The sequence below is a fragment of the Pseudomonas sp. FW305-3-2-15-C-LB1 genome, from assembly GCF_058787615.1.
In genome coordinates, this window is record NZ_JBYSZX010000003.1 from 332,675 (window position 1) to 344,586 (window position 11,912).

Genomic DNA, 11,912 nt, shown 5'->3' on the forward strand with positions numbered 1-11,912 from the left:
GGTGAACCCAGTCAAATGTGGGAAGGGGCTTGCCCCCGATGGCGGTCTCACCGTCGCCCCAGTGCAACTGCCGGTCGCCACAGTTCGTGTTGAATGCATGCTCACTGCGTAAGGTTGTTTAATAAAAACAGCCGAGTGAGTGCTCACCCATGAAAAAACTGTTGTTGCCCCTCACCTGTGTCGCACTGCTCAGTGCACACGCCATGGCCGCCGAACCGATCTCCTGCAAAAGCATCCGCATGGGCGTGGTCAGTTGGACCGACGTGATCGCCACCTCGGGCATGGCCGACGTGCTGCTCAATGGCCTGGGCTACGACAGCAAGCAGACCAGCGCGGTGCAGCAGATCATCTTCGCCGGCATCCGTGACAAGCGTCTGGACATCTTCCTCGGCTACTGGAAACCCGCGATGGACAACAACATTGCGCCGTTCCTGGCGGCCAGGCAGGTCAAGGTCTTCGACACCCCGAGCCTCGCCGACGCCCAGGCCACCCTGGCCGTGCCGCAGTACGTAGCCGACGCAGGCTTGAAGACCTTTGCCGACATCGCCCGCTTCAAGGACAAACTGGGCGGCAAGATCTATGGCATCGAGCCGGGCAGCGGCGCGAATACCGATATCCAGAAAATGATCGACACCAATCGTTTCGGCCTGGGCGGCTTCAAGCTGGTGGCCTCGGGTGAGGCGGGCATGCTGGCCGCCGTGCAGCGCGCGGTGAATCGCAAGGAGTTCGTGGTGTTCGTCGGTTGGACCCCGCACCCGATGAACATCAACATGAAAATGGCCTACCTCACCGGCAGCGAAGACGTGTTCGGCCCCGACGAAGGCCGTGCCACCGTGTCCACCGTCACCGCGCCGGACTTTGCCGAGCGTTGCCCCAACGCCAACCGCCTGTTGGAGAACCTTACCTTCACCGCCGCCCAGGAAAGCCAACTGATGGTGCCGATCATGGAACGCCAGTCGCCGCAGGACGTGGCCAGACAATGGCTGCGCGACCATCCCGAGGATTTGCAGCGCTGGCTGGCCGGGGTAAAGGCGTTTGATGGCGGCGATGGTGTGGCGGCGGTGCAGGCGAGCCTTAAATGAATCCATACCCGATTTCGCCTGAACTGGCAGCGTTCGTAGCGAGGACCGAGTCTTTCACCAGCGACGACACGTCGCTGGCTGGGGTGCGCAACGGCTATGACCGCATGTGCCTGGCGTTTACCCCGCCGGTGCCCGAGGGGCTGACGATTGCGGATTTTTCCCTGGCTGGCGTGAGTGTGCGCAGCTATTTGCCCACTGCCCCCACGCCCCTGGATGGCTGGCCGTGCCTCCTTTATATGCACGGTGGTGGTTGGGTGGTCGGTGGGCTGGATTCCCACGATTTCATCTGTTTCGAACCGGCCAGTACCTTGCAGGTGCTGGTGATCGCCATCGATTACCGGCTGGCGCCGGAGCATCCGTTCCCCGCTGCCTATCAGGATTGCCGCGTCGTGTGGCAGGCGATCCAGGCGGGGCAGGGGCCGCATGCCATCAACCGGCAACGTCTGGTGGTGATCGGCGACAGCGCGGGCGGCAACCTGGCCGCGGCGTTGTGCCTGGGGTTGCGCGACGACCGGCAGCCACTGCCGCTGGCCCAGGTGCTGATTTACCCGGGGCTGGGCGGCCCGCCTGACTTGCCGTCGAGACGCGACTGCGCGGATGCCCCCTTGCTCAGCAGCGCCGACACTGACTGTTATCTGGCGCTGTACCTGCAGGGCAGCGGCAAGCCCATAGCCTATGCCATGCCGCTGCTGGCCAATGACTTCAGCGGTTTGCCCAGGGCGCTCATCGCCGTGGCCCAGTTCGACCCGCTGCGCGATGACGGCATGCTTTACGCCGAGCGTCTGCAAGCAGCGGGTGTGAGCACCGTGCTGTATCCGGGCAAAGGCCTGGTGCACGGCTGCCTGAGGGCGCGGCGGCACGTGCCGGAGGTGGATCGGCTCTACGATTTCCTGCTGGATTACCTGGGGAGCGAAGGGCTGACACAGGTCTAAGCGCTCTAGGACATGCTCATTGCACAATTCGGGTTTATAGTGCCAGACGGCAAAATAAAAGACGTCCCCCCAGGGATGAACCCGACCCCCTACGGAGCGCGCAATGCAGACTTGGTACCCGCAGATCAAACCCTACGCCCGGCACGATCTGGCAGTCGATGACACCCACACCCTGTACGTCGATGAAAGTGGCTCCCCCGAAGGCTTGCCCGTCGTATTCATCCATGGTGGCCCTGGTTCCGGTTGCGATGCCCAGAGCCGCTGCTATTTCGACCCGAACCTGTACCGCATCGTCACCTTCGACCAGCGTGGTTGCGGGCGCTCCACTCCCCGCGCCAGCCTGGAAAACAACACCACCTGGGACCTGGTCGCCGACCTTGAGCGCATCCGCGAGCACCTGGGCATCGACAAATGGGTGCTGTTCGGCGGTTCCTGGGGCTCGACCCTGTCCCTCGCCTACGCGCAAACCCACCCGGAACGCGTGCATGGCCTGATCGTGCGCGGCATTTTCCTGGCTCGGCCGCAGGACATCCATTGGTTCTACCAAGAGGGCGCGAGCCGCCTGTTCCCGGATTACTGGCAGGACTACCTTGCGCCGATCCCGGCGGAAGAGCGCCACGACATGATTGCGGCCTACCACAAGCGTCTTACCGGCAACGACCAGATCGCCCAGATGCACGCGGCCAAGGCCTGGTCCGGCTGGGAAGGGCGCATGCTGGGCCTGTGCCCGAGCCCGGCACATGTGGAGCGCTTTTCCGAGCCACAACGCGCCCTGTCCATCGCGCGAATCGAGTGCCACTACTTCACCAACAACTCGTTCCTTGAGCCCAACCAGCTGATCCGCGATATGCACAAGATCGCCCATCTGCCTGGCGTAATCATTCACGGGCGCTACGATATGATCTGCCCATTGGATAACGCCTGGGAGTTGCACCAGGTGTGGCCGAACAGTGAGCTGCAGGTGATTCGCGAAGCTGGCCATGCGGCGTCCGAACCCGGCATCACCGATGCCTTGGTGCGTGCGACCAGCCAAATGGCACGTCGCTTGCTCGATCTGCCGCCTGAAGAAGCATGAAGGGCCTGTTGCAACGGGTGAGAGGCGCCCGGGTGGAGGTCGCGGGCGAAATCGTCGGCGCCATCGACCAGGGTTTGCTGGTGCTGGTGGCCGTCGAGCCTGCGGATACGCCGCAGAGTGCCGATAAACTGCTACATAAGCTGCTGAACTACCGGGTGTTCAGCGATGACCAAGACAAGATGAACCTGTCGTTGAAGGATATCGACGGCGGTTTGTTGCTGGTGTCGCAGTTCACCCTGGCGGCGGATACCAAGAGCGGGCTGCGGCCGAGCTTCTCCACAGCGGCCCCGCCGGCCCTGGGAGCGGCGCTTTTTGATCACTTGCTGTTACAAGCGCAACAATTGCATGGCAGGGTGGCGTCGGGGCGTTTTGGCGCCGATATGCAGGTGCATTTGGTCAATGATGGCCCTGTGACCTTCCTCTTGCAGACGTGAATGTATTAAAAACGACTTTTAATGCCTAAAAACGCAGGGTTTCGCTACAAATACTTCGTTGTCCCTGATGCGTTGTCTCGCGGGCTACTAGATAATCGCGCGCTACGGGGATCAGCGTTGTTTGGTCCATTTTTGACTTAGGTAGAGACTTGTCCGACAACCAATGGGGAATCATTTTGCCCCCGGGGAGTCGGAACAATGCTCGCCAACCTGGCATATAGATAGCTGGCCGTTGGTTTTTTGATCTGTTTTCGGCGAGGGTTGCTCGTGATTGTTAGTCCCTGTAATGCACCAAAATTGTCTGCCAAACGGTTACGAAACGCACTGGTGACGGGCTCCGCCCTGTTTTGCCTGTTCGGCGCGGGTCAACTGTGGGCATTCAGTCTGGATGATGTGTCGGCCAAGGCAAAAGAGCTGGCCGGACAGAAATACGAAGCTCCGCGCAGCAATCTGCCGAATGAATTCCGCGAAATGAAATTCGCGGACTACCAGAAGATTCGTTTCCGCAACGAAAAAGCCGAGTGGGCTGATCAGAACACCCCGTTCAAGCTGTCCTTCTATCACCAGGGTATGCATTTCGATACACCGGTGAAAATCAACGAAGTCACCGCCGACAGCGTCCAGGAAATCAAGTACGACCCGACGCGCTTCGATTTCGGCGACGTGAAGTTTGATCCCAAGGCCACCGAACAGCTGGGTTATGCCGGCTTCCGTGTGCTGTACCCGATCAACAAGGCCGACAAGCAAGACGAAATCATGACCATGCTGGGCGCGAGCTATTTCCGCGTGGTCGGCAAGGGCCAGGCCTATGGCTTGTCCGCCCGTGGCATGGCGATCGACACGGCATTGCCGTCCGGCGAAGAGTTCCCGCGCTTCACCGAGTTCTGGATCGAACGTCCAAAACCGGGTGAAAAACAACTGGTGATCTTTGCCCTGTTGGACTCCCCACGGGCTACCGGTGCTTACCGTCTGATCCTGCGTCCGGGCACCGACACCATTGTCGATGTGAAATCCCAGATGTTCCTGCGCGACAAGGTCAGCAAGCTGGGCGTTGCCCCGTTGACCAGCATGTACCTGTTCGGTGCGAACCAGCCGTCCAAGGTGCTCAACTACCGTCGTGAGCTGCACGATTCCAGCGGCCTGTCGATCCATGCCGGCAACGGCGAGTGGATCTGGCGCCCACTGAACAACCCTAAACACCTGTCGGTCAGCAACTTCACCGTCGAGAACCCGAGAGGTTTCGGCCTGCTGCAACGCGGTCGCGACTTCAGCCACTACGAAGACCTGGACGACAACTACGACAAGCGCCCAAGCGCCTGGATCGAGCCTGAAGGCGACTGGGGCAAAGGCACTGTCAACCTGGTAGAGATCCCGACGGCCGATGAAACCAACGACAACATCGTTGCGTTCTGGAGCCCGGAAAAACTGCCGGAAGTGGGCCAGCCGCTGGACGTTTCGTACCGCCTGCACTGGACCATGGACGAAAAAGCCCTGCACCCGGCCGACAGCGCCTGGGTCAAGCAGACCCTGCGTTCCACCGGTGACGTGAAGCAATCGAACCTGATCCGCCAGCCGGATGGCAGCGTGGCCTACCTGGTGGACTTCGAGGGCCCGTCCCTCAAGGCCCTGCCGCCGGATGCCGCAGTGCGCAGCCAGGTGAGCGTCAGCGACAACGCCGAACTGGTTGAAAACAGCGTGCGCTACAACGAGCACACCAAAGGCTGGCGCCTGACCCTGCGCATGAAGATCAAGGACGCAGGCAAGCCGACCGAAATGCGCGCAGCGCTGGTGCAGGACGTTCCGCCTCCGGCCCCTGAGCAGGACACGAGCCACGTGCTCAAGGCCGACAAGGTCCTGGCCAAGCAACACGAGAAGCAGGCCAGGAAAGACGCCAAAGACAAGGAAGCCAAGCAGCCAGAAGCTGCCCCAGCCACGCCGGAGCCGATCAAGACCGAACAAGTCCTGACCGAAACCTGGAGCTATCAGTTGCCTGCCGATGAGTAATTCTCAAATCCAGCCAGAGACCCTCTCCGAGTATCTGGCGCATCTGCCCATGACCGCTGAGCAGCGCGCCGAACTGGCGGGCTGCACCTCCTTCAGCGAGTTGCACGAGCGCTTGTCGTCGAAGACCTTCGACGCGCCCATCGACGCCGCCCAGGCGTCGGTGGGCACGCGGTTGACCCTCAGCACCGCCGAAGAGCTGCAGGACGCCGAAATGCTGGCCCTCGATGCCGAAGGCCGCGTGTGCCTCAAGGCCACCCCGCCGATCCGTCGCACTCGCGTGGTCCCGGAGCCGTGGCGCACCAATATCCTGGTGCGTGGCTGGCGCCGTATCACCGGGCGCAGCAACCCGCCGGCCCCGCCGAAGGACGAGCGCGTATTGCCGGCTGCCCGCTGGCGTACCGTCGGTTCGATCCGCCGCTACATCCTGCTGGTGCTGATGATCGGCCAGACCCTCGTGGCCGGCTGGTACATGAAAGGCATCATGCCTTACCAGGGCTGGTCGCTGGTCGACTTCGACGAGATCCGCAACCAGACCCTGCTGCAAACCGCGACCCAGGTACTGCCGTACGCCCTGCAAACCAGCATCCTGATCATGTTCGGCATCTTGTTCTGCTGGGTGTCGGCCGGTTTCTGGACTGCGTTGATGGGCTTCCTGGAATTGCTCACCGGTCATGATAAATACCGCATCTCCGGTAAAAGTGCCGGCGACGAGCCGATCCCGAAAGACGCCCGCACCGCGCTGGTGATGCCGATCTGCAACGAAGACGTGCCCCGGGTGTTTGCAGGCCTGCGCGCCACGTTTGAGTCAGTCGCCGCCACCGGTGACCTGGATCGCTTCGACTTCTTCGTGCTCAGCGACAGTAACGAGGCCGACATCTGCATCGCCGAACAGCAAGCCTGGCTTGACGTGTGCCGCGAAGCCGGTGGTTTCGGCAAGATTTTCTATCGCCGTCGCCGCCGTCGCGTCAAACGTAAAAGCGGCAACCTCGACGACTTCTGCCGTCGCTGGGGCGGTGACTACAAATACATGGTCGTGCTCGACGCCGACAGCGTGATGAGCGGCGAATGCCTGACCAGCCTGGTGCGCCTGATGGAAGCCACGCCGGATGCCGGGATTATCCAGACCGCGCCGCGTGCGTCGGGCATGGACACCCTGTACGCGCGCATGCAGCAGTTCGCCACCCGTGTGTACGGCCCGCTGTTCACCGCCGGCCTGCACTTCTGGCAGTTGGGTGAATCCCACTACTGGGGTCACAACGCGATCATCCGCATGAAGCCTTTCATCGAGCACTGCGCCCTGGCGCCATTGCCGGGCAAGGGCGCGTTCGCCGGTTCCATCCTGTCCCACGACTTCGTAGAAGCTGCGCTGATGCGCCGTGCCGGCTGGGGCGTGTGGATTGCCTACGACCTGCCGGGCAGCTATGAAGAACTGCCGCCGAACCTGCTGGATGAACTCAAGCGTGACCGTCGCTGGTGCCACGGTAACCTGATGAACTTCCGCCTGTTCCTCGTCAAAGGCATGCACCCGGTGCACCGTGCGGTGTTCCTGACCGGTGTGATGTCCTACCTGTCGGCGCCGTTGTGGTTCCTGTTCCTGGTGCTGTCCACGGCCCTGCTGGCGGTGAACACATTGATGGAGCCGCAGTACTTCATGGCACCCCGTCAGTTGTACCCGCTGTGGCCGCAATGGCATCCGGACAAGGCGGTAGCGCTGTTCTCCACCACCATCGTGCTGCTGTTCCTGCCCAAACTGCTGAGCATCATCCTGATCTGGGCCAAGGGCGCGAAAGAGTTCGGTGGCAAGTTCAAGGTGACCTTGTCGATGCTGCTGGAGATGCTGTTCTCCATGCTGCTGGCGCCGGTGCGGATGATCTTCCACACCCGCTTCGTGCTCGCCGCATTCCTCGGCTGGGCGGCAACCTGGAACTCGCCGCAACGTGACGACGACTCCACCCCGTGGAGCGAGGCGGTCAAGCGCCACGGTCCGCAAACCGTGCTGGGCTTCCTGTGGGCGCTGCTGGTGGTATGGTTGAACCCGAGCTTCCTGTGGTGGCTGGTGCCGATCGTCGGTTCGCTGATGCTGTCGATCCCGGTGTCGGTGATTTCCAGCCGTGTCGGGCTGGGCCTCAAGTCTCGCGACGAGAGCCTGTTCCTGATCCCTGAGGAATACAACCCGCCGCAAGCCTTGCTGTCCACCGACAAGTACACCCACGAAAACCGCTGGCACGCGCTGAATGACGGCTTTGTGCGCTCGGTGGTCGATCCGCAGCAGAACGCTTTGGCTTGCGCCCTGGCAACCTCGCGTCACGCCCAGGCCGAGCCGATCGAGTACCTGCGTACCGAGCGTGTGCGCCACGCGTTGAAAGTCGGCCCTGCCGGCCTCAACAACGGCGAGCGCCTGGCGTTGCTCAGCGACCCGGTCGCCTTGGCTCGCCTGCACGATCAGGTCTGGAGCGAAGGTCACGCCGAGTGGCTCGCCGCCTGGCGGAACTCGATCAAGGCAGATCCGCATGCACCGTTGCTGCCGCTGAAACCGCTGTCGTCCCAGGCCCAACCGGCCTGATTCGGATACCCCCGAGGGCTCACCTCGGGGGTGCTTCAAGCGCTGATCCTACAGCGTTTCCCGGTTCTTCCTTCTTTGTGTTAACCCCTTGTTTTTTCGAAACAAAAGACCCTCGTTCGAGGCGTATTGCCGTGCGCGTGGCTGCGTTAGCATCGCCCCCGAATTTGACTTGGTACGGGGGGATTCATGATCAAACGGTATGGTTCGGCGCTGCTGATCGGCGCTGTCGCTTTCATTCACATGGGCCTGGCCCAGGCCGGTGCAATCGATGACGCCGTTCGGCGCGGCGTGCTGAAAGTCGGCACCACACCCACTTACGTGCCCTTCGAAATGACCGATAAACAGGGGCGCATCGTCGGTTTTGAAATCGACCTGCTCAAGGTCATGAGCCAGTCCCTCGGGGTCGAGCTTGAGCTGGTCGCGGTGCCCTACACCGAACTGGTTACGGGGCTCTTGGCGAAGAAATTCGACCTGATCGGCAGCGGCATGACCGTCACCCAGGAACGTAACCTCAAGTTGAATTTCAGCGATTCGTTCATCGTCGTTGGCCAGTCGGTGTTGTTGCACCCAAGCCTTGCGGGCAAGGTCAACGGTGTCGAAGACCTTGACGACGCCAGCTACCGAATTGCTGCCACCGAAGGCACCACGGGCGAGGCGGCGGCCCGACGGTTTCTGGGGGCGGCTCGGATCAGCAGTTTTGCCACGCCCGAGGAAGGGGTGCGCCAGGTGGTGCAGGGCAAGGCTGACGCCTTTATTCATGACGCCCCCTACAACCTGATCGCCCTGAGCCGCCCGGAAAACCGCACGCTGTTGGCGCTGGAACAACCCTTCACCTTCGAACCCCTGGCGTTCGGCTTGAAAAAGGGTGATTTCGACAGCCTCAACTGGATCAACCATTTCCTCAATCAGGTAGCGCAGGACGGGACCTATGATCGCTTGCACGACAAGTGGTTTAAAGACACCGACTGGCTGGTGGAAATCGACTGAAAGTCATAACTGCTTACATATCAATCCGTTGCCCGGGCGGTCTGCGCGAGTGTCTACCCCTGCGCTTTGCTGCAGTGTTGTGGGGCTTTTCCGACATACGCCGACAACAAATAGCCGTGAAACCTTTGTGACGGCAGACGAGTGGGTTAGGATCGCACCCCGAAATGGTGCAGCCCTTTTGCGCGCCGACCTTATAAGAATGGTTCAGGGGACTTGATGATGAAAAAGTATCTTTCGATGCTGCTGCTCGGCGTCACCGCGCTGGTCGCGGCCAATGCGGCCCAGGCCGGCGCGATCGACGATGCCGTCAAGCGCGGTACGCTGAAGGTCGGCATGGACCCGACCTACATGCCGTTCGAAATGACAGACAAACGCGGCGAAATCATCGGTTTCGAAGTCGACATCCTCAAGGCCATGGCCAAGTCCATGGGCGTCAAGCTGGAGCTGGTCTCCACCGGCTACGACGGCATCATCCCGGCCTTCCTGACCGGCAAGTTCGACATGATCGGCAGCGGCATGACCCTGACCCAGGAACGCAACCTGCGCCTGAACTTCAGCGAACCCTTCATCGTGGTCGGCCAGACCCTGCTGATCCGCAAGGAGCTGGAAGGCACCGTCAAGTCCTACAAAGACCTGAACGACGAGAAATACCGCCTCACCTCCAAGCTGGGCACCACCGGCGAAATGGTCGCCAAGAAGCTGATCTCCAAGGCCAAGTACCACGGCTACGACAACGAGCAGGAAGGCGTGCTGGACGTGGTCAACGGCAAGGCCGATGCCTTTGTGTATGACGCGCCGTACAACGTGGTCGCCGAGAAGAAAGTCGGTAACGGCAAGCTGGTGTTCCTGGAAGAACCCTTCACCTTCGAACCGCTGGCGTTTGGTTTGAAGAAGGGCGACTACGACAGCATCAACTTCATCAACAACTTCCTGCACCAGATCCGTAACGACGGCACCTACGATCGCATCCATGACAAGTGGTTCAAGAGCTCCGAGTGGCTCAAGGACATGGAATAACGCTTCAGACCGAGTTGCCTGTATCGCAGGCAAGCCAGCTCCCACATTTGACGGTGTTCACACATCAACATGTGGGAGGGGGCTTGCCCGCGATGGCGGCCTCACAGGCAACACAAATCGCGGAAAGTGAAATGAAACAGAAAAAAGCCCAATGGCCCTGGCACCTGCTGACCGTGGTCGTGCTGGTCGGCCTGGCCGGCGCCTTGTACTACGCCACTTCGCTGATGTCCTACGAGTGGCGTTGGAACCGTGTACCGCAATACTTCGCCTACCAGGCCGAAACGTCCCAGCGCGCCGCTGACATCTCCACCGTGGTCGAGCTGGTACGCAAAGGCGATGTGGCCGAGGTGACCCTGCGCAACGACGCGGGCGCCGAGCAAAAGCTGACCGTGGCCGACAACAGCCTGCAGGTGGCCCGTGGCGACGATGTGGCTGAAGGCGATGTGGTCGGCGTGACCCGGCAGTGGGCGTTGGGCCCGTTGATGTGGGGCTTGTGGACCACGCTGTGGTTGTCGGTGGTGTCCGGCATCCTCGGTTTGGCGATCGGGCTGGCCACCGGTTTGTGTCGCTTGTCCAGCAACCCGACCCTGCGGGATCTGTCGACGATCTACGTCGAACTGGTACGCGGTACGCCGCTGTTGGTGCAGATCTTCATTTTCTATTTCTTTATCGGCACGGTGCTCAACCTGTCCCGGGAGTTTGCCGGCATCGCGGCGCTGTCGTTGTTTACCGGTGCCTACGTGGCGGAAATCGTCCGCGCCGGCGTGCAGTCCATCACCCGTGGCCAGAACGAAGCTGCCCGTTCCCTGGGCCTGAGTGCCAGCCAGTCGATGCGCCACGTGGTGTTGCCGCAGGCGTTCAAGCGTGTGCTGCCGCCGTTGGCCGGGCAATTTATCAGCCTGGTGAAGGACACGTCCCTGGTGTCGGTGATCGCGATTACCGAGCTGCTCAAGAGCGGTCGTGAAGTCATCACCACCTCGTTCTCACCGTTTGAAATCCTGTTCTGTGTTGCAGGCCTGTACCTGCTGATCAACCTGCCGCTGTCGAAAATGGCCAGCCGGCTTGAGCGGAGGCTCGCACAAAGTGATTGAAGTCCGCGATCTGGTAAAAGTCTTCGACACCCGTGGCCACGTGGTCCGCGCGGTGGACCACGTCACCACGCATGTGGCCAAGGGCGAAGTGCTGGTGGTGATCGGCCCCTCCGGCTCCGGCAAGTCCACCTTCCTGCGCTGCCTTAACGGCCTGGAAGAGTTCGATTCCGGCTCAGTGAGCATCGACGGCTTGCAATTGGCTGATCCGAAGACCGATGTGAACGCCTATCGCCGTGAAGTCGGCATGGTGTTCCAGCACTTCAACCTGTTCCCCCACATGACCGTGCTGGAGAACCTGTGCCTGGCGCAAAAAGTCGTGCGCAAGCGCGGCAAGCAGGAGCGCGAGGCCAAGGCCCTGGCGCTGCTGGAAAAGGTCGGCATTGCACAGAAGGCCAATGAATTTCCGTCACGCCTGTCCGGCGGCCAGCAGCAACGGGTTGCGATTGCCCGGGCCCTGGCGATGGAGCCCAAGGTGATGCTGTTCGACGAACCCACTTCGGCGCTGGATCCGGAAATGGTCGGCGAAGTATTGGACGTGATGAAGACCCTGGCCCTGGAAGGCATGACCATGGTCTGCGTCACCCACGAAATGGGCTTTGCCCGTGAGGTGGCCGATCGCGTGCTGTTCTTCGACCATGGCAAGTTGCTCGAAGATGCCGCCCCGGCCGAGTTCTTCGATGCACCCAAAGACCCACGGGCCCAGGCGTTCCTGCGCCAGGTTCTGTAA

10 protein-coding genes are annotated in these 11,912 nt (G+C 61.3%); all 10 read left to right on the plus strand.

Annotated elements, in window-relative coordinates:
• The first annotated feature begins 149 nt into the window (after positions 1–149).
• A complete protein-coding gene (locus AC3WP7_RS08315) occupies positions 150–1,082 on the plus strand; it encodes a choline ABC transporter substrate-binding protein (protein WP_092246327.1) in 933 nt (310 codons plus the stop codon).
• The gene (locus AC3WP7_RS08320; RefSeq protein WP_102591504.1) at positions 1,079–2,014 is read left to right on the plus strand and encodes an alpha/beta hydrolase; all 936 of its coding nucleotides are present in this window, start codon (positions 1,079–1,081) and stop codon (positions 2,012–2,014) included. Before AC3WP7_RS08315 ends, AC3WP7_RS08320 begins: the two co-directional genes overlap by 4 nt.
• 103 nt (positions 2,015–2,117) lie before the next feature.
• A complete protein-coding gene (pip, locus tag AC3WP7_RS08325; protein WP_102591505.1) occupies positions 2,118–3,089 on the plus strand; it encodes a prolyl aminopeptidase in 972 nt (323 codons plus the stop codon).
• Positions 3,086–3,523 carry a D-aminoacyl-tRNA deacylase gene (gene dtd, locus AC3WP7_RS08330; RefSeq protein ID WP_102591506.1) on the plus strand — a complete coding sequence of 146 codons (438 nt, stop codon included), beginning with the start codon at positions 3,086–3,088 and terminating at the stop codon, positions 3,521–3,523. The genes pip and dtd overlap by 4 nt, the downstream gene beginning before the upstream one ends.
• Positions 3,524–3,790: 267 nt before the next feature.
• Positions 3,791–5,527 carry a glucan biosynthesis protein G gene (locus AC3WP7_RS08335; RefSeq protein ID WP_071492534.1) on the plus strand — a complete coding sequence of 579 codons (1,737 nt, stop codon included), beginning with the start codon at positions 3,791–3,793 and terminating at the stop codon, positions 5,525–5,527.
• Positions 5,520–8,090 (plus strand): glucans biosynthesis glucosyltransferase MdoH, encoded by a 2,571-nt coding sequence (gene mdoH, locus AC3WP7_RS08340; protein ID WP_092246339.1) that lies wholly within the window; start codon positions 5,520–5,522, stop codon positions 8,088–8,090. Before AC3WP7_RS08335 ends, mdoH begins: the two co-directional genes overlap by 8 nt.
• A gap of 186 nt (positions 8,091–8,276) precedes the next feature.
• The gene (locus AC3WP7_RS08345) at positions 8,277–9,077 is read left to right on the plus strand and encodes a transporter substrate-binding domain-containing protein (protein WP_092246342.1); all 801 of its coding nucleotides are present in this window, start codon (positions 8,277–8,279) and stop codon (positions 9,075–9,077) included.
• Between the two features lie 219 nt (positions 9,078–9,296).
• A complete protein-coding gene (locus AC3WP7_RS08350; protein WP_071492533.1) occupies positions 9,297–10,094 on the plus strand; it encodes a transporter substrate-binding domain-containing protein in 798 nt (265 codons plus the stop codon).
• Positions 10,095–10,225: 131 nt separating this feature from the next.
• The gene (locus AC3WP7_RS08355) at positions 10,226–11,185 is read left to right on the plus strand and encodes an amino acid ABC transporter permease (protein WP_071492396.1); all 960 of its coding nucleotides are present in this window, start codon (positions 10,226–10,228) and stop codon (positions 11,183–11,185) included.
• Positions 11,178–11,912, plus strand: a complete 735-nt coding sequence (locus AC3WP7_RS08360) for an amino acid ABC transporter ATP-binding protein (protein ID WP_071492395.1) — start codon at positions 11,178–11,180, stop codon at positions 11,910–11,912. The genes AC3WP7_RS08355 and AC3WP7_RS08360 overlap by 8 nt, the downstream gene beginning before the upstream one ends.

Coding starts and splice junctions, on each gene's coding strand:
- AC3WP7_RS08315 (WP_092246327.1), top strand. CDS start 150: ATGAAAAAACTGTTGTTGCCCCTCACCTGTGTCGCACTGCTCAGTGCA.
- AC3WP7_RS08320 (WP_102591504.1), top strand. CDS start 1,079: ATGAATCCATACCCGATTTCGCCTGAACTGGCAGCGTTCGTAGCGAGG.
- pip (WP_102591505.1), top strand. CDS start 2,118: ATGCAGACTTGGTACCCGCAGATCAAACCCTACGCCCGGCACGATCTG.
- dtd (WP_102591506.1), top strand. CDS start 3,086: ATGAAGGGCCTGTTGCAACGGGTGAGAGGCGCCCGGGTGGAGGTCGCG.
- mdoH (WP_092246339.1), top strand. CDS start 5,520: ATGAGTAATTCTCAAATCCAGCCAGAGACCCTCTCCGAGTATCTGGCG.
- AC3WP7_RS08345 (WP_092246342.1), top strand. CDS start 8,277: ATGATCAAACGGTATGGTTCGGCGCTGCTGATCGGCGCTGTCGCTTTC.
- AC3WP7_RS08350 (WP_071492533.1), top strand. CDS start 9,297: ATGAAAAAGTATCTTTCGATGCTGCTGCTCGGCGTCACCGCGCTGGTC.
- AC3WP7_RS08355 (WP_071492396.1), top strand. CDS start 10,226: ATGAAACAGAAAAAAGCCCAATGGCCCTGGCACCTGCTGACCGTGGTC.